This window comes from Rhizobium metallidurans (assembly GCF_014196505.1).
Lineage (GTDB): Bacteria > Pseudomonadota > Alphaproteobacteria > Rhizobiales > Rhizobiaceae > Rhizobium > Rhizobium metallidurans.
Genome location: NZ_JACIDW010000005.1, coordinates 116,412 through 131,841 on the forward strand (window position 1 = coordinate 116,412; position 15,430 = coordinate 131,841).

Consider the following 15,430-nt stretch of genomic DNA (forward strand, 5'->3'; position numbering starts at 1 on the left):
GAATCAGCGCACAGTTTGCGGACAAAGTAAATCCCCAGAACTCGGAGATGGTGATTTGCATCTGTTTGCGTACCCTTGGATGATTCGCGGAGAAGGTGCATTTCTTTGCTGACAGACGTGATCAAGCTTTTTTCGTGATAGGTTCTCAGCCTCAGGAATTGCCAATGGACATGCATATTTTGCAAGCTCTCAAGAGCGAGACGAGGACAGGAAACTTCGTCGGGATTGCCACGGCCAACCTGTCGTCGCGCTCGGAACTCATCGCCCAGCTTTGTGAGATAGCGGGCACGGGAAGGTTGCAGCCTGGTTTGCGCATCCTGACCGACTATGTGGGGGCTTCGCACTATCTCCTGGCGCGTGCCGATCTGCTGCAGGAAGCAGGCCTCGATTTCGTGGTCTCGTCCGACTGGCCCTTCGATCTCGTTACCAACCTCGCTGAAGCGTTCGTAGGCGGTTTCGGTCGTGCGACCGAGCTTGAGAAATGCATGCAGCTGTTCCAGCCGCACTTCGCCGTCCTGCCTGAAACGGCCGATGTTCCCGATGGCGCCAGCCGCCAATATTGCTCGCTGATGTTCAATATCGGGCGTTCGCGCCTTGCGCTGATGTTCCTGTTCGACGACGGCTTCATTCTCTCGCAGGAGCGCCTGAGGGATGTCGGTCTGCTCACCGCCTATTACACGAGCCTGCTGCAATATAGCGGCACGACGACGGATCGCGATTTCGAACTGACCGATCGCGAACTCGAATGTCTCTTCTGGATCGCCGAAGGCAAGACCAGCGACGAAATCGCGATGATCCTCGGCATATCGCGCAACACCATCAACAATTACATCACCAGCGTCATGCGCAAAACGGCGACGAAGACGCGTTCCGAAGCCATCGCTTTCGCGGTCAGAAACAATCTGGTGTAAGGGGACGCGCTCATGGCATACGCATCGGGCCGCTCGATCAGCAACGCAGACACTGCCGGGCGCTCGGCGCGCGCCAGCAGGGTCAGCAGCCGATCTGATCTTTTCCCGCGCCTGGTCGCCATGCAGAAGCTGGCCGACGCGCAGAACTTCGCTGTCTATCGCATGTCGGGCTCCGGCCTGCCGGCCAAGCAGCGCCTGATCTGCGAGCTGGAGAACTGGGGTTCTGCCAATGCATCGCTGCACAAGACCTTTGTCGATGCCTATGGCGACGCGCTGATCGAGCACGTGGAGAAATCGCTGTTGCCGCTGGCCTGGGCCGGTAGCCACGATCGCAGCTTCCCTGGTGCCATCGGCATGGCGCCATTCGTGGTGCGGCTGCCCGATGGTCTCGTGCCCTTCTCCGGCCTTGCTTTTCCCGTTCGCCTCGGTGCGATCGGCAACGGCTTCGTCGTCTTTACGGGCGATGACCTCGATCCGCCGAACGACATGGTCGTCGAACTGCACGGTCGCGCCTGCCAGGTGATGATCGACCTGCTGTCGCTCGACGAGCGGCGTGTCGCCGCCGCCGAAGCGCTCAGCGAGCGCGAGATCGCCTGCCTGCAGCTCGCCGGTGACGGCCGCATCAGCGAGGAAATCGCCGACAAGCTGGGCCTGTCGGTGCACACCGTCAACGCCTATCTCGGTTCGGCGACGATCAAGCTCGATTCGGTCAACCGCATCCAGGCGATCGCCAAGGCGATCCGGCTCGGTTACATCAGCTAAGCTATGCTTTCCGTGAAATGATCAGCTCGCGAGCGCCTGAAGCGGCGGCACGTTGTAGCGCGCCTGGTTGAGGCTGTGCTCGAGAAACGCCGTATTTTCGTGTGGGTTCGACGAAGGGTTCTCGAAGGCGATGTGGTTGATCTCGATACCCGCATGCGCGTCGGCAAGCGTCAGCTGCGCGTAGATGGTCACGCCGCGCGGCTTGATTTCCAGGTCGATGACGACCTCCGGCTTGCCGCCCCACTCGAGCGTATAGCTGCCGCCATGGCCGAAGTTGACGGTACCCGGATGGAAGAACATCTCGGCGGCCGAGGAAACGAGGTCCGAAAGATTGCCGTAATACTCAAATCGCAGGATCGAAATCAGGTCCGAGGCATCCAGCAGCCGCAATTCGGTCGCGACGGGGCTGAGCGCTTCGGCTAGAATCTTCTCGCGCTGGGCAGAGTAGGGGCATTTCTTCATTCGTTTATCTTACCCGGTTGTTCTGGGCCTGCGCCGCGTACACCCGATGAATGAGCTCCGCGACGGCCTTGTAGAATACTGACGGGATGACACTATCCACCGAGACTTGCGCAAACATGGAGCGCGCAAGCGGCGGATCTTCGAAAACCGGTATTCCGTTCGTCTCGGCGATCTCTCTGATTTTCAAAGCAATTAGGTCCTGGCCCTTGGCGACGACGATAGGCGCGTCGTTTTCCTCGCGCACATAGCGCAAGGCAACGGCGAAGTGGGTCGGGTTGGCGATCACCATGGTCGCGCGCGGCACGTTGGCGATCATGCGGCGTCTTGCCCGGTCGCGCATCAGCGCGCGTTGCCGGCCCTTGACGAAGGGGTCGCCCTGGGATTGCTTGTTTTCTTCCTTGATTTCCTGCGGCGACATCTTCAGTTCGTTGAACCAGTAATAGCGGGTCCAGAAGAAGTCGATGACCGCCACGAGCGCGGTCGCGATGAGCACCACCAGCGTGATCTTCCGCATGCTCGACATCATGCGGGCGAAGATTGTCTGCGGATCGGAAAACATCGCGTCGATCGCCGCGAAGTAATCGCTTCGCAGGAGCAGCACCACCACGATACCGACGATCACGACCTTCGTCATCGATTTGCCGAACTCCATGAGGCCCTGCATGCTGAACAGCCGCGACCATCCCTGAGCCGGCGAGATGCGCGACCACTGCGGCCTTATGCGCTCGAGCACCGGCACGGGCAGGGTCTGCCCGATCGAAGCGACGACGCCGAAGACCATGATGAGAATCATCGCCGGCGCGAGCAGTTGCGCGCTGACCCAGCCGAGGTGCACGAAGAGCGACAATACGTCGGTCCCGGTGTTGAGCTTCCACTGATCCGGCTGCTCGAAAATATCCTTGAGGGATGCGCCGGCGGCGATCAGGCCGTCCGGCAGGAAGAAGATCAGGTAGATGTAGGTGGCGAGAACCGTCGCGAAGAGCGGCAGCTCGCGCGAGAACGGTGTATTGCCTTTCTCCGCCGCGTCGCTTTGTTTTTTCGCGGTAGGGTCTTCTGTTTTACTGTCCTTGTCGTCGTCCGCCACGGTCGCGACTCCTACTCAAAAGAAAAAGGCCGCGCCAGCGCGCGACCCTTGCTTTTGTAGTCCCCGCGGCTGCCGTGATCAATCGCGGCGTTCGCTTCGGGTCTATCTGTACACAGCAACAGCGGCTTAGGCCGCGGCCGCGCCCTCGGCTTCGCCTTCCTTGAGCTGGATCTGGCCGGAATTGGCCAGGCGAATCGCTTCCTGGGCTATGGCGCGGCGGGCGATCGCGATTTCGCGCGGGTTGATACCTGTCGTGCCGCTCTGCAGGTCGGATTCGATCATGCGGCGCTGGCGCGGGCTGATCGAGGCGAGAACGGATTCCTTCATCTCCGACGACGCGCCACGCAGAGCCATGGTCAGGATGTCCGCGGAAATGTCGTTCAGCAGCATGACGCGGCTGCGCTGCGGCATGACCAGCATGTCTTCGAACAGGAAGATCTTCGGACGGACCTTGTTGACCGATTCGCGGCTGATCGATTCGAGCGATGTCAGCAAGGTATCGACCTGCGGCTTTTCCATCTCGTTCATCAGCTCGGCAACCTTCGTCGAGCCGATCGAATTCTTCTCGGCATCGATCTCGGCGAGCAGCGTCATCACCTGCTTCTCGATGATCTGCGCGGCCTTCGGGCTGACGGATTTCAGGTTGACGGTACGGTTCATGATGTCGGCGCGCCGGCCGTCCGGGATCTGCATCAGCACCTTGGCGCCGAAGGAGGAGGGCATCATCGACAGGATGTAGGCGACCGTCTGCGGGTGTTCGCGCAGCAGGAACTTTCCGATGAAGGCGGGATCGCCTTCGCCCAGCCGGTCCCAGATCGAGGTTTCATAGGCCTGGAACGCCGTGCGACGGCCAAGCAGGCTGTCGACTTCGTCGGGCGTCAACCCTTCTTCGAGGATGCTTTCGATCGCCTTGGCGTTGTCCATGAGACCGGCGCCTTCGGTGAACAGATCCTCGAACTCGGCCACGAGGCCGAGCAGTTCGTCCGGCGGGATCGCGCGCAAGGCCTGCGCGGATCCGATGATCGTCTGCAGTTCGGCCTGCGTGAAATACTTCAACAGCCTGCCAGCGACCCCTTTCCCCATCGCGAGGAGAACGGCCGCTGCTTTCTCAGCCTGGGTCAACGGTTTCTCGGCAAGAGCGCCGCCGAAATCGTCAAAGTCCATCATGGTCTAACCTCTCCGTCCCTACAGCGGGATCAGGCTTTCTTAGTACCTAAAACTTCTATCAGTTTCACGCCAAAGCGCGTGTCGTCATTTTCAAGAACGGTGATCTCGCCGCGCGCGATCTTGCGGCCGTTCACCATGATTTCGACCGGCTCGCCGATCTTCTTGTCCAGCGCGATCGTCGCGCCCTCGTTGAGATTCATCAGGCCGGATACCTGCATGCGGCTGCTGCCGAGCATGATCTGGACATCGATCGGGATGTCCATGATCAGATCCATGTTCGACTGCATCGCGCTGCCGAGCGGGGCCGCGACACCGGCGCTCGCCGAGGTGTCGCCAAAATCGGAAACGCCGCCGAAGTCCGACGTGCCGCCGAAATCGCCGCCGCCGAAATCCGTGTCCGTGCCGGTATCGAGATCGCCGCCGAATGCCGACAGATCGGTACCGCCGCCAAACGCGTCGAGATCGTCGCCGCCGAAATCGGGCATGCCGCCTTCCGCGTCGGTTTTCAGAACGCCACGCAGATCATCGATAGCCTGATCAAGCTCGGCTTCGTTGCCTGGTTGCTCGAGATCGGTGCTCTTTGTTTTTTTCGTCGCCATGAAATCACTATTCCAGTTGAAACTTGCCTCAACCTGCCTTGGGGGTCAGGGGCCGAAATGCGTTAATTCATTAAGTAGCGGATGAGGTCGTCATCCGAGTTGATCGTATCCTTCACCCTGACGGTATAATTCTCGCCCGAGCGTCCAAACTCACACACGTAAAGCTCTTTGCTATTGGCACTGACGTCGACGCGGACATCACCGCTGTCGAGGAAAGGAATGACGTCGCCGGCCGCGAGCTTGGAGATGGTGCGCAGCGTCAGCTCCTGAAGGCGGATCCTTGCTTCCAGCGTTACCTGCGAACGGCGAACCTGTTCGCTGATCTGTTCCGTCCACTCCGACGAGTTGGCTGATGCATTCTTCGCGCGCGGGGCAACGACGGTTGTCTTCAGCAGCGCCGCCTGGGGAGCGATGAGCGAGAACTCCGATGTGATCCCCGAGAGCGTGATCGACATGTTGATCGCGGCCGCGAATTCGTCCGGCTTGTCGTCCGGCGCCTTGGGCCGGGTCTCGGCTGCGTGAGGCGTCTCGAGCATGGGCTCGAAACCACCCGGCGCGTTGACGGCGGAGCGCAATACGCTGGCGATCTTCTCGAAGACCGTGACGGCAAGTTCCAGCTCGATGATCGAGAGCTGGCGATCGGCCGGCTGTTCGACGGTCTCGGGTGATGCGCCAAGCAGGTGTTCCATCAGGGTGATGATGAAGCCGTTGCCGCAGGAAAGCGTGATATCCTGCGACCAGTTGCGAAGCGATCCGTCGACGAGGGTGACGCTGTCGCCGAGATCGGCGACCAGGTCATGCTTGTAGCCCGCCTGGCAGCCGAGATAATTGACCTGCACGTCGAGGTTTGTCTCGCTCTTGATGACGTCAGGAAGAAAGACGCGGTAGACGTCGCCGAACGCCGCGCAGAGTTTCTCCACCGTTGCCTTGTCGCCCAGCCTGCCCGTCAGCTTCGCGAGCAGTGCATCGTCCATGAGGGGTTTTTGAAGTTGCGCGTTCATGTCCGTCAGGCCGCCTTGTTCTCACCACCGGGGTTCATCATGTCTTGCTCGACCGCGTCGATTGAAGGACGTGCGTAAGCCGAGATCGTCTTGCGGCCGTATTCGCCATGAAGCTGCCGATGATACAGCCGCAGATAATGACAAACCCGATAATGATATTCATCGTCAGTCCAGCCTGAACTTCCTTTTCAACCGAAGGGATAGGATCGCTGGCTTGCGTGAGGCTGATCCTGGCCTTGCGGATCAAGCTTCTTTGAAGGCTTCCCGGATGCCAGCTTCGCGCAAGGATTTGGTGACAGTCTGTTGCTGACGAGTGGGCCACCATGCCCATGTCTGAGATGCCGCCTCAGCGGAATCGGGGTCCAACACACCACAACACCCGGGTTTCGTAACGTTCATCGCCAATGCCAGGAGCCTATCCCGATGCAATCCGGTCTCTATGTTTCGCTGTCGTCGCAGATGGCACTTATGCGTCGCCTCGACACGATCGCGGACAACCTGGCGAACGTGAACACGACCGGCTTTCGTGGCACCGAGGTCAAGTTCAATCAGCTGATCGGCGAGACAGAGAACAAGATCAACGCGAAGATCGCGTACGTTTCCCAGGGCAACGACTACCTGTCGGCCGAGAGTGGCGAAATGAACCAGACCGGCAACATGCTCGATTTTGCGATCAGGGGCGATGCGTGGTTCTCGCTCAATACCCCCGCCGGCAAGGTTCTGACCAAGGACGGCCGCTTCACGCTGACCGACACCGGGGAGCTTGTGTCCGTGCGCGGATATTCGGTGCTCGACGCCGGCGGCGCGCCCATCATACTCGACAAGACCGCCGGAGAGCCGAAGGTTGGCGCCGACGGCATGATCTACCAGAACGACAAGCAGGTCGGTTCGCTGGGGCTCTTCGAAGCGGATATCTCGAAGGGTTACCTGCGCTACGAAAACAGCGGCATCATGCCCACGCAGGCGCCGGTAGCGGTCACCGACCGCTTCAACGTCGGCGTGCGGCAGGGCTATCTCGAAAACTCGAACGTCAACGCCATGCGCGAAATCACCCAGCTGATCGAAGTCAATCGTGCGTTCGAAAGCATGACCTCGCTCACCAAGGACAGTGAATCGTCCTTCGGCGAAGCCATCAGGACCCTTGGCGGCAGCCGCTAGGCGGAAGGTTTGATCCATGGGTAACGAATTGCTGACCGAGGCGGCGCTCTCTCCGAAGCTCACCCATCTCGAGGCGCTTGCCGCACGCTACGCCAAGCCCGATTTCATGATCGCGCCCGGCGGCCATGTGCAGACGATCGCGACCGGTCACTACACGGTCACGGGCCTGTCGCGCCATCTTCGCCTGGGCGAGTTCGTCGCGCACAGGTCGCCGACCGGTGTGCATCTCGGCGAAGTCGTGCGCGTCGAGCCGGATCTTGCCTATGTATGCCCCATCGAGCCCGGCGAACCGATCGGGATTCACGATACCGTCATCCGCAAGGGCGCCTTCCGCATCGCGCCGTCGGACAGCTGGTGCGGGCGAACCATCAGTTCGCTCTGCGAGCCGATCGATGGCAACGGCCCGATCGTCGAGGGTCTGAAGCGCCGGTCGATCTCCAACACCGCGCCGCCGTCGATGACCCGTCAGCGTGTCGAAAAAGGCTTCAAGACCGGTGTCCGCGCCATCGACATCTTCTCTCCGCTTTGTCTCGGCCAGCGCCTCGGCATCTTCGCGGGCTCCGGCGTCGGCAAATCCACGCTGCTGTCGATGCTCGCGCGCGCTGCGGCCTTCGACAAGGTCGTGATCGCGCTTGTCGGCGAACGCGGTCGCGAGGTGCGCGAATTCATCGAGGATACGCTTGGCGCCGACATGCAGAAATCCGTCGTCGTCGTTGCGACCAGCGATGAAAGCCCGATGTTGCGCAAGATGGCGCCGCTGACCGCGATCACCATCGCCGAGCATTTCCGTGATCAGGGCGACAACGTGCTCCTGATCGTCGATAGCGTGACGCGCTTTGCCCATGCCATCCGCGAAGTCGCGACCGCCTCGGGCGAGCCGCCGATCGCGCGCGGCTATCCGGCATCCGTGTTCACCGAGTTGCCGCGCCTTCTCGAACGCGCCGGCCCCGGCCCCGAGGGAACCGGCACCATCACGGCGATCATCTCGATCCTGGTCGACGGCGACAATCACAACGATCCGATCGCCGACTCCACCCGCGGTATTCTCGACGGCCACCTCGTTCTCCAGCGCAGTCTCGCCGACGAGGGACGCTATCCCCCCATCGATCCGCTCGCGTCGATCTCGCGTCTGGCGCGCAAGGCGTGGACGCCGGACCAGGAGAAGCTTGTCTCGCGCCTCAAGGCACTGGTTCACCGCTACGAGGAAACCCGCGACCTTCGCCTGATCGGTGGTTATCGCCAGGGCGCCGATCCCGATCTGGACATGGCGGTCAAGCAGGTGCCGATCATTTACGACGTACTGAAGCAATCGCCGGGCGATCCGCCATCCCCCGATTCCTTTGCCGATCTGGCGGGAGCCTTGAAGGCGGCGGCCGGTATCGGCAATCAGCCGAACGTACGCAGATAGCCGAGCTAGAAGATGGAAAGAAACCACGTGACCGATTTCGACGACGACGAAAAGATTCCCCCGCTGGCGCCGCAGGGCGGTCGCAGATCGACCTTCAACGATCGCGCGCTGACGATCATCGGCCTGCTGCTCGCCGGCGCATCGGCGATCTTTCCGTGGTACGTGTTCTTCAACGAAAGCAAGTTCGGCATCGATGTCGCCGCGGGCGACCGCACGCGCGATCTGCCGGACTGGCCCGCGCGCAACGTTTTCAGCGTCTCGCCGCTGGCGATGGCGAATAAGAACCCTCCGGAAACCAAGCCCGACATTCCCGTCGACCCGTTGACGACGGCGACGGTTTCGTCGATCGGCAAGGAGGACGACCGCGGCGCTCCGCTGGAAGATCAGCCCTTGCCCGGAAAGTCCCCTTTCCGCCTCCTGTATGTCGCGAACGGCAGAGCGCTGATCGAGGCCACGTCTGGCATGTACGTTGTTCGTATTGGCTCCATCCTGCCGGATGAAAGCCGTCTTGCCGCACTGGAACAGCGCGACGGAAAGTGGGTCATCGTGACCTCCAAGGGCGAGGTCTACTGACGCGTCGGCTGCCCCCAAGCCCAGTTTTTCAAGGCTCCTCCGCGCCGCGGTGGGGCCTTTTTCGTTCCGCGCGATCCAAGCCTGCTCTTAGGGAGCAAGAACGCATTCTCCGTAAGTCTGACGCAAGATTACCCGCCTAGGTTCGGCTCAGTAAGAAGGAGAGTTCCATGCAACCGATTCAACTGTTCGACTTGGCCTCGCGGCAGGCGGAATGGCTGACCATTCGTCAGGAAGTCGTTGCCGGCAACATCGCGAACGCGAACACACCAAAGTATCGCGCCCAGGACATCACCCCGTTTCAGGCCGTTCTCGACCGTTCGGACATCACGATGGCGCGCACCAATGCCGCGCATCTGAGCGGCAACAATCTGAACACCAAGAACGACATCAACGTCAGGGATGCCGACTTGAATCAGGAAATGGGTGTGCAGGAATCGGGCAATACGGTCGGTCTGGCCAAGGAGCTCTCCAAGTCCGGCGAAATCAAGCGCCAGTATGAGCTGAACACCTCGCTGGTGGGGTCTTTCAATCGAATGATGCTTATGACGGTGAAGAGCTAATACCATGGATCCTTTGTCAGCCGCTTCCAAAATCGCATCTTCGGGCCTCGAGGCGCAATCGACGCGTCTTCGCATCGTCTCCGAAAACATCGCCAACTCCCGCTCGACGGGTGATACGCCCGGCTCCGATCCTTATCGTCGCAAGACCATCACCTTCGGCGAGGCCATGGATCGCGCCAACGGCTTGGCGACGGTCGGCGTCAAGAAGCTCGGCGTCGACGAATCGAAGTTCAGCACCGAATACGATCCGAACAACCCGGCGGCCGACGCCAGGGGCGTGGTGAAGTTGCCCAACGTCAACATGCTGGTCGAGATGGCCGACATGCGCGAGGCCAACCGCTCCTATGACGCCAACCTGCAGGTTATCAAGCAAACGCGCGATCTCGTTTCGTCGACGATCGACCTTCTGAAGAGCCAATAATGATTAACAGCATAAACAGCCTCAGCTCCCTGTCGATCACGCGCGATCTCAGCGGCGTCGATCTCGGCAAATCCCAGGCCTCGTCGTCGGCGCAGAGCGCCACCAACGACGCCAGCTTCGCATCCGTCCTTGGCAATGCGGCCACCAACGCCGTCAATTCGATCAAGGGCGCGGAAAACATGTCGTTCCAGGGCATCAACGGTACCGCGACGACGCGCGAAGTCGTCGACGCCGTGATGCAGGCGCAACAGACCCTTCAGACCGCCATTGCCATTCGAGACAAGGTCGTTTCCGCCTTCCTCGAAGTGACCAAGATGCAGATGTAGTTGATTTTGAGGATTGAGCCATGAGAGCGCTTGCCATCGCAGCAACGGGCATGGATGCCCAGCAGACCAACCTTGAAGTTATCGCGAACAACATCGCGAACATCAACACGACAGGCTTCAAGCGCGCCCGCGCGGAATTCACGGACCTGCTCTACCAGACTGAGCGCGCGCAGGGCGTTTCCAACCGCGCTAACCAGGCAATCGTGCCTGAAGGCGCCAACATCGGTCTCGGTGTACAGACGTCCGCTGTCCGCAACCTGCACATGCAGGGCGAGCTCTCCCAGACCGGCAACGATCTCGACGTGGCACTGGTCGGTCGCGGCTTCTTCCAGATCCAGGCTCCAGACGGGACGACGCTCTACACCCGCGCCGGCGCGTTCAACAAGAACGAGACCGGCCAGATCGTGACCATCGACGGTTACACCGTTGCGCCGAACATCACCATTCCCGTCGGTTCGAAGGAGCTCACCATCAGCCGCTCCGGCGAAGTGACCGCGGTGCTGCCGGGGGCCACGGCGCCCACCACGCTCGGCCAGCTGCAGATCGCCGATTTCGTCAACGAAGCGGGTCTCAAGCCGCTCGGCGACAACCTCTTCCAGGAAACGCCGGCTTCCGGTCAGCCGGTCGTCGGTACGCCCGACGATCCGGGCTACGGTTACCTCAAGCAGAGCTACCTGGAATCGTCCAACGTCGATCCGGTGAAGGAAATCACCGAGCTGATCTCGGCGCAGCGCGCTTACGAAATGAACTCGAAAGTCATCACCACCGCCGACGAAATGGCCTCCATCGTCAGCAAGAACCTGAAGTAACAGGGAAGGGCCGAAACATGACGTTTTGCCGGGTAGAACATCTTCGTGGATGGGCGAAAGCCGCGGTCATCGCGGCCATCACCCTTGCGGCGCCGTCGGCCTATGCCGCCGCCGACCTGGGGTACGCCGTCATTCCGACCACCATCATCTATCCCGGCGAAACGATATCCAGCGCGCAATTGCAGGAAGTCGAGGTCACAAACCCCAACCTGCAGGGAGACTACGCCAAGACCATCGGGCAGGTGGACGGCATGATTTCCAAGCGCACGCTGCTTCCCGGCCAGTCGATTTCCATCTCCGCTTTGCGCGAGCCCTACACCGTGACGCGCGGCTCCTCCATCCGCCTGATCTTCACCGTCGGGCCGATGGCGATCTCCGCCGCCGGCTCGCCGCTTGAAGACGGCATGACCGGCCAGCTGGTCCGCGTCCGCAACATGGACTCCGGAGTGATCGTCAGCGGCACCGTGCTCGCGAACGGCACCATACACGTGGCTGCAAAATGAAGATCCTGTCTCGTCTTTTCATAGCACTTGCGCTGCTCGCGCCAAACGTCCTGGCCGTCACGCCGGCCTCGGCGCTGAACTCGCGCATCAAGGACATTGCCTCGCTGCAGGCGGGTCGCGACAACCAGCTCATCGGCTACGGCCTCATCGTCGGTCTCCAGGGGACCGGCGATGGTTTCCGTTCATCGCCGTTCACCGAGCAGTCGATGCGCGCCATGCTGCAAAACCTCGGGATTTCCACCCAGGGCGGGCAGTCGAATGCCAAGAACACCGCCGCCGTCATGGTCACCGCCAACCTGCCGCCTTTCGCAAGCCCCGGCAGCCGCCTCGACGTCAACGTCAGCTCGCTGGGCGACGCCACGTCGCTGCGCGGCGGAACGCTGATCATGACGTCATTATCAGGCGCCGATGGCCAGATCTACGCCGTCGCCCAGGGCTCGGTGGTCGTCTCCGGCTTTACCGCGCAGGGTCAGGCCTCGACCGTGACCGAAGGCGTCACGACAGCGGGCCGCGTGCCGAGCGGCGCCATCATCGAGCGTGAACTGCCGTCGCGTTTCAAGGACTCGGTCAATCTCGTCCTGCAGTTGCGCAACCCGGATTTCTCCACCGCCGTGCGCATCGCCGACGTGGTCAATGGTTATGCGCGCGTACGCTTCGGCGGCCCCGTCGCGGAGGCGAAGGATGCGCAGGAAGTCATCGTCCAGAAGCCCCGCGAAGCCGACCTCACGCGTCTGATGGCCGATATCGAAAATCTCGCTGTCGCAACCGACACGCCGGCCAAGGTCGTGATCAACGAACGCACGGGAACGATCGTCATCGGCGCGGACGTTCGCGTCTCCCCGGTCGCCGTCAGCTATGGCACACTCACCGTGCAGGTCACCGAGACGCCTCAGGTCATTCAGCCGGAGCCCTTCTCGCGTGGCGTCACCGCGGTCCAGCCGCAAACGGATATCATCGCCCAGCAGACCGGCGGCAATGTCGCGCTGCTCGACGGGCCTGACCTGAAGACGCTGGTGGCCGGCCTCAACAACATCGGCGTCAAGCCGGATGGCATCATCGCCATTCTGCAGGGCATCAAGTCGGCCGGCGCGCTGCAAGCGGAGCTTGTCCTGCAATGACGGCTATCTCTCTCGCGAACATGACGGTGTCGGAACTGACGCGGCGGTTGATCCTGCCGGCGGCGGCCGTCGTCATGCTGACCATCCCCGGCGCCTTCGCCCAGGAAGCCCGCACCTCGGCGGGCGGCGAGCTGACCTCCGAGGAGGAAATCAAGCAGTTCTGCAGCAACATCGCCGACCCCGCGCGCGACCAGCGCTACCTGCTGCAGAAGCAGGAGCTCGACAAGCTCAGGGCCGATGTCGACAGCCGCATCGCCGAGATGACGAAGCGGCGCGACGAGTATCAGGACTGGTTGAAGCGCCGCGACGACTTTCTGAAGCAGGCGGAAGCAGGCCTGACGGATATCTATAAGAAAATGAAGCCGGATGCCGCCGCGCAGCAGCTTCAGGAAGTGAAGGTCGAAGTGGCGGCCGCCGTGATCATGCGGTTGAACGCCACGCAGTCGAGCCTGATCCTGAACGAGATGGAACCGCAGAAGGCCGCGGTCATCGCCAACATCATCGCCAGCGCGTCCGACCCCAATACCTCGAAGGATCCCTCATGAAGAAGCGTTTCCCGCTCGCGATCGCCGCCGTGGCCGTTCTGGCCGCCGGCTGCCAGTCTCCGCAGGCGATCAAGGAGATCGGCCGCGCGCCGGCCATGAGCCCGATCGGCAGCGGTCTCGCCTATGGCCAGACGCAGCAGATGTCGATGTATCCGAAGCAGCCGCGCCAGGTCGCGCAGGGCTATTCGCTCTGGAGCGACTCTCAGGCGACGCTGTTCAAGGACGCGCGCGCGCTCAACGTCGGCGACATCCTGACAGTCAATATCTCGATCAACGACAAGGGCTCGTTCGAAAACAATACGAACCGCAGCCGTACCAATAGCAGCGGCCTGAACTGGGACGCGCAGGCCAACATTCTCGGCTGGAACCCGTCGTCGAAGACCGACGTCACCTACGGTTCCGATACGAGCACGGACGGCAAGGGCAAGATCGAGCGCACCGACAAGCTGAACCTGATGGTCGCGGCGGTCGTGACCGGCATCCTCGAGAACGGCAACCTGGTCGTCAGCGGCTCGCAGGAGGTGCGGCTGAACCAGGAACTGCGTATCCTCAACGTCGCCGGTATCGTGCGTCCGCAGGACGTCACCGCCGAAAACGAGATTTCCTACGACAGGATCGCCGAAGCGCGCATCTCCTACGGCGGCCGCGGTCGCCTGATGGAAGTGCAGCAGCCCCCGCGCGGCCAGCAGGCCGTCGACATTCTTTCACCGCTCTAAGGTCCGGTAAAATGGCAGACGCAGAAGGCACCGAGGGCCAGTCGAAGAAGAAGTCGGCGACGATGATGACGATCATCGGCCTCGCCGTCCTGACCCTCCTTGGCGGTGGCGGTGGCTGGGTCGTCGGCGGCATGATCGCACCGGGCGTGAAATCCGCGAAGCAGGCCGAGCAGGCAACCGCGGCGGCGGCAAAGCCGGCCGAGGCGGGATTGCAGAAAATCTCGACGGAAGCCAACAACGTCGTTCAGCTGGAACCGATCACGTCGAACCTGGCCTACCCCTCGGAAAACTGGGTTCGCCTCGAAGTGGCGCTGCTGTTTTCCGAGAAGCCCGACGTCAAGCTGGCCGAGGAGATCAACCAGGACATCCTGGCCTATATCCGGACAGTGTCGCTGCAGCAGATCGAGGGCCCTCGCGGCTTTGAATATCTTAGGGATGACATCCAGGAGCGTGTTGACCTTCGGGCGCAGGGACGCGTATCGAAAGTCATGTTCAGGACCTTCGTCATCGAATGATTCGATTCCTAGTGATCTTGGCTGCCATGATGGCGGTCCCGGAGCTGGCGCATGCGCAGCAGCTCCCGTCGAACCTGCTCAACCTGCCGGTGGACGGCTCGGTCGCGGCATGGATCATTCGCACCTTCGGTCTTCTGACCGTTCTCTCGGTTGCGCCCGGCATCCTGATGATGGTGACGAGCTTCCCGCGCTTCGTCATCGCTTTCTCCATTCTCCGGACAGGCCTCGGCCTCGCTTCCGCCCCCTCGAACATGATCTTGCTGTCGCTGTCGCTGTTCATGACGTTCTACGTCATGCAACCGACCTTCGATCAGGCGTGGCGCGATGGTGTCCAGCCGCTGCTGGCGAACCAGATCAACGAGCAGCAGGCGGTCGAGCGCGTTGCCGAGCCGTTCCGCGCCTTCATGACGCGCAACACCCGCGAAAAGGATTTGAAGCTCTTCGTCGATCTCGCCCGTGAGCGCGGCCAGACGGTCGATGCCGGCGAGAAGATCGACTATCGCGTCCTCGTTCCGGCCTTCATGATCTCGGAGATCCGGCGCGGCTTTGAAATCGGCTTCCTTGTCGTTCTTCCCTTCCTCGTCATCGACCTGATCGTCGCGACCATCACCATGGCCATGGGCATGATGATGCTGCCGCCGACATTGATCTCGCTGCCGTTCAAGGTTCTGTTCTTCGTCCTGATCGACGGCTGGAACCTGCTGGTCGGCAGTCTGGTTCGATCCTTCAACTGACGCGCGACACGCGGACGGAAGTACCATCAGTCAAGAACGAAGAAGCCGGCGATCGATC

20 protein-coding genes and 1 pseudogene are annotated in these 15,430 nt (G+C 61.4%); 15 read left to right on the plus strand and 6 right to left on the minus strand.

All coding sequences use genetic code 11. The features are described from left to right. The first annotated feature begins 164 nt into the window (after nt 1-164). Nucleotides 165-911: a transcriptional regulator VisN gene (visN, locus tag GGQ67_RS11160; protein WP_183900238.1), complete on the plus strand. Its 747-nt coding sequence runs from the start codon at nt 165-167 to the stop codon at nt 909-911. Between the two features lie 12 nt (nt 912-923). Then, nucleotides 924-1,673 carry a transcriptional regulator VisR gene (gene visR, locus GGQ67_RS11165; protein ID WP_183900239.1) on the plus strand — a complete coding sequence of 250 codons (750 nt, stop codon included), beginning with the start codon at nt 924-926 and terminating at the stop codon, nt 1,671-1,673. 21 nt (nt 1,674-1,694) lie between these two features. On the opposite strand, the gene GGQ67_RS11170 is transcribed toward visR, so the two are convergent. From GGQ67_RS11170 to GGQ67_RS25650, 6 genes and pseudogenes are all read right to left on the minus strand, one after another. Then, entirely contained in the window at nt 1,695-2,135 is a 441-nt protein-coding gene (locus GGQ67_RS11170) for a hypothetical protein (protein WP_183900240.1), read from the minus strand. A gap of 4 nt (nt 2,136-2,139) precedes the next feature. Further along, nucleotides 2,140-3,219 carry a flagellar biosynthesis protein FlhB gene (flhB, locus tag GGQ67_RS11175; RefSeq protein WP_183900241.1) on the minus strand — a complete coding sequence of 360 codons (1,080 nt, stop codon included), beginning with the start codon at nt 3,217-3,219 and terminating at the stop codon, nt 2,140-2,142. A gap of 126 nt (nt 3,220-3,345) precedes the next feature. Continuing rightward, nucleotides 3,346-4,386, minus strand: coding sequence for a flagellar motor switch protein FliG (gene fliG / locus GGQ67_RS11180; RefSeq protein ID WP_183900242.1), 1,041 nt, complete (start codon nt 4,384-4,386; stop codon nt 3,346-3,348). 29 nt (nt 4,387-4,415) lie between these two features. Next, the gene (gene fliN, locus GGQ67_RS11185; RefSeq protein ID WP_183900243.1) at nt 4,416-4,985 is read right to left on the minus strand and encodes a flagellar motor switch protein FliN; all 570 of its coding nucleotides are present in this window, start codon (nt 4,983-4,985) and stop codon (nt 4,416-4,418) included. Between the two features lie 62 nt (nt 4,986-5,047). Next, nucleotides 5,048-5,986: a FliM/FliN family flagellar motor switch protein gene (locus GGQ67_RS11190; RefSeq protein ID WP_183900244.1), complete on the minus strand. Its 939-nt coding sequence runs from the start codon at nt 5,984-5,986 to the stop codon at nt 5,048-5,050. 5 nt (nt 5,987-5,991) lie between these two features. Further along, nucleotides 5,992-6,090: pseudogene (locus GGQ67_RS25650) on the minus strand (flagellar motor stator protein MotA); the annotation flags it as partial. A 319-nt stretch (nt 6,091-6,409) separates the two neighbouring features. On the opposite strand from GGQ67_RS25650, the gene flgF reads away from it, so the two are divergent. The 13 genes from flgF (at nt 6,410) to fliP (ending at nt 15,372) form a co-directional block, all read left to right on the plus strand. Beyond that, nucleotides 6,410-7,144, plus strand: a complete 735-nt coding sequence (flgF, locus tag GGQ67_RS11195; RefSeq protein WP_183900245.1) for a flagellar basal-body rod protein FlgF — start codon at nt 6,410-6,412, stop codon at nt 7,142-7,144. A 16-nt stretch (nt 7,145-7,160) separates the two neighbouring features. Next, nucleotides 7,161-8,552, plus strand: coding sequence for a flagellar protein export ATPase FliI (gene fliI, locus GGQ67_RS11200; RefSeq protein ID WP_183900246.1), 1,392 nt, complete (start codon nt 7,161-7,163; stop codon nt 8,550-8,552). A gap of 27 nt (nt 8,553-8,579) precedes the next feature. After that, on the plus strand, nt 8,580-9,125 hold the full coding sequence (locus GGQ67_RS11205; RefSeq protein ID WP_183900247.1) for a flagellar protein: 546 nt from the start codon (nt 8,580-8,582) through the stop codon (nt 9,123-9,125). Nucleotides 9,126-9,292: 167 nt separating this feature from the next. Continuing rightward, the gene (gene flgB / locus GGQ67_RS11210; protein WP_183900248.1) at nt 9,293-9,685 is read left to right on the plus strand and encodes a flagellar basal body rod protein FlgB; all 393 of its coding nucleotides are present in this window, start codon (nt 9,293-9,295) and stop codon (nt 9,683-9,685) included. A 4-nt stretch (nt 9,686-9,689) separates the two neighbouring features. Then, the gene (gene flgC, locus GGQ67_RS11215) at nt 9,690-10,106 is read left to right on the plus strand and encodes a flagellar basal body rod protein FlgC (protein ID WP_183900249.1); all 417 of its coding nucleotides are present in this window, start codon (nt 9,690-9,692) and stop codon (nt 10,104-10,106) included. Next, complete coding sequence (gene fliE, locus GGQ67_RS11220) at nt 10,106-10,432, plus strand: flagellar hook-basal body complex protein FliE (protein WP_183900250.1); 327 nt, start codon at nt 10,106-10,108, stop codon at nt 10,430-10,432. The genes flgC and fliE overlap by 1 nt, the downstream gene beginning before the upstream one ends. Nucleotides 10,433-10,452: 20 nt before the next feature. After that, nucleotides 10,453-11,241: a flagellar basal-body rod protein FlgG gene (gene flgG, locus GGQ67_RS11225; RefSeq protein WP_183900251.1), complete on the plus strand. Its 789-nt coding sequence runs from the start codon at nt 10,453-10,455 to the stop codon at nt 11,239-11,241. A gap of 17 nt (nt 11,242-11,258) precedes the next feature. Beyond that, nucleotides 11,259-11,744, plus strand: coding sequence for a flagellar basal body P-ring formation chaperone FlgA (flgA, locus tag GGQ67_RS11230; RefSeq protein ID WP_183900252.1), 486 nt, complete (start codon nt 11,259-11,261; stop codon nt 11,742-11,744). Continuing rightward, nucleotides 11,741-12,862 (plus strand): flagellar basal body P-ring protein FlgI, encoded by a 1,122-nt coding sequence (locus tag GGQ67_RS11235; RefSeq protein WP_183900253.1) that lies wholly within the window; start codon nt 11,741-11,743, stop codon nt 12,860-12,862. The genes flgA and GGQ67_RS11235 overlap by 4 nt, the downstream gene beginning before the upstream one ends. Then, on the plus strand, nt 12,859-13,407 hold the full coding sequence (locus GGQ67_RS11240; protein ID WP_183900254.1) for a MotE family protein: 549 nt from the start codon (nt 12,859-12,861) through the stop codon (nt 13,405-13,407). The genes GGQ67_RS11235 and GGQ67_RS11240 overlap by 4 nt, the downstream gene beginning before the upstream one ends. Then, the gene (gene flgH / locus GGQ67_RS11245; protein ID WP_183900255.1) at nt 13,404-14,123 is read left to right on the plus strand and encodes a flagellar basal body L-ring protein FlgH; all 720 of its coding nucleotides are present in this window, start codon (nt 13,404-13,406) and stop codon (nt 14,121-14,123) included. The genes GGQ67_RS11240 and flgH overlap by 4 nt, the downstream gene beginning before the upstream one ends. Before the next feature lie 11 nt (nt 14,124-14,134). Next, complete coding sequence (locus tag GGQ67_RS11250) at nt 14,135-14,638, plus strand: flagellar basal body-associated FliL family protein (protein WP_183900256.1); 504 nt, start codon at nt 14,135-14,137, stop codon at nt 14,636-14,638. After that, the gene (gene fliP, locus GGQ67_RS11255) at nt 14,635-15,372 is read left to right on the plus strand and encodes a flagellar type III secretion system pore protein FliP (RefSeq protein ID WP_183900257.1); all 738 of its coding nucleotides are present in this window, start codon (nt 14,635-14,637) and stop codon (nt 15,370-15,372) included. Before GGQ67_RS11250 ends, fliP begins: the two co-directional genes overlap by 4 nt. Nucleotides 15,373-15,430 lie beyond the last annotated feature (58 nt).

Excerpts from the sequence above, each read along its gene's own strand:
- visN (WP_183900238.1), top strand. The coding sequence starts at position 165 with ATGGACATGCATATTTTGCAAGCTCTCAAGAGCGAGACGAGGACAGGA.
- visR (WP_183900239.1), top strand. The coding sequence starts at position 924 with ATGGCATACGCATCGGGCCGCTCGATCAGCAACGCAGACACTGCCGGG.
- GGQ67_RS11170 (WP_183900240.1), bottom strand. The coding sequence starts at position 2,135 with ATGAAGAAATGCCCCTACTCTGCCCAGCGCGAGAAGATTCTAGCCGAA.
- fliG (WP_183900242.1), bottom strand. The coding sequence starts at position 4,386 with ATGATGGACTTTGACGATTTCGGCGGCGCTCTTGCCGAGAAACCGTTG.
- fliN (WP_183900243.1), bottom strand. The coding sequence starts at position 4,985 with ATGGCGACGAAAAAAACAAAGAGCACCGATCTCGAGCAACCAGGCAAC.
- GGQ67_RS11190 (WP_183900244.1), bottom strand. The coding sequence starts at position 5,986 with ATGAACGCGCAACTTCAAAAACCCCTCATGGACGATGCACTGCTCGCG.
- flgF (WP_183900245.1), top strand. The coding sequence starts at position 6,410 with ATGCAATCCGGTCTCTATGTTTCGCTGTCGTCGCAGATGGCACTTATG.
- fliI (WP_183900246.1), top strand. The coding sequence starts at position 7,161 with ATGGGTAACGAATTGCTGACCGAGGCGGCGCTCTCTCCGAAGCTCACC.
- flgB (WP_183900248.1), top strand. The coding sequence starts at position 9,293 with ATGCAACCGATTCAACTGTTCGACTTGGCCTCGCGGCAGGCGGAATGG.
- flgC (WP_183900249.1), top strand. The coding sequence starts at position 9,690 with ATGGATCCTTTGTCAGCCGCTTCCAAAATCGCATCTTCGGGCCTCGAG.
- fliE (WP_183900250.1), top strand. The coding sequence starts at position 10,106 with ATGATTAACAGCATAAACAGCCTCAGCTCCCTGTCGATCACGCGCGAT.
- flgG (WP_183900251.1), top strand. The coding sequence starts at position 10,453 with ATGAGAGCGCTTGCCATCGCAGCAACGGGCATGGATGCCCAGCAGACC.
- flgA (WP_183900252.1), top strand. The coding sequence starts at position 11,259 with ATGACGTTTTGCCGGGTAGAACATCTTCGTGGATGGGCGAAAGCCGCG.
- GGQ67_RS11235 (WP_183900253.1), top strand. The coding sequence starts at position 11,741 with ATGAAGATCCTGTCTCGTCTTTTCATAGCACTTGCGCTGCTCGCGCCA.
- GGQ67_RS11240 (WP_183900254.1), top strand. The coding sequence starts at position 12,859 with ATGACGGCTATCTCTCTCGCGAACATGACGGTGTCGGAACTGACGCGG.
- flgH (WP_183900255.1), top strand. The coding sequence starts at position 13,404 with ATGAAGAAGCGTTTCCCGCTCGCGATCGCCGCCGTGGCCGTTCTGGCC.
- GGQ67_RS11250 (WP_183900256.1), top strand. The coding sequence starts at position 14,135 with ATGGCAGACGCAGAAGGCACCGAGGGCCAGTCGAAGAAGAAGTCGGCG.
- fliP (WP_183900257.1), top strand. The coding sequence starts at position 14,635 with ATGATTCGATTCCTAGTGATCTTGGCTGCCATGATGGCGGTCCCGGAG.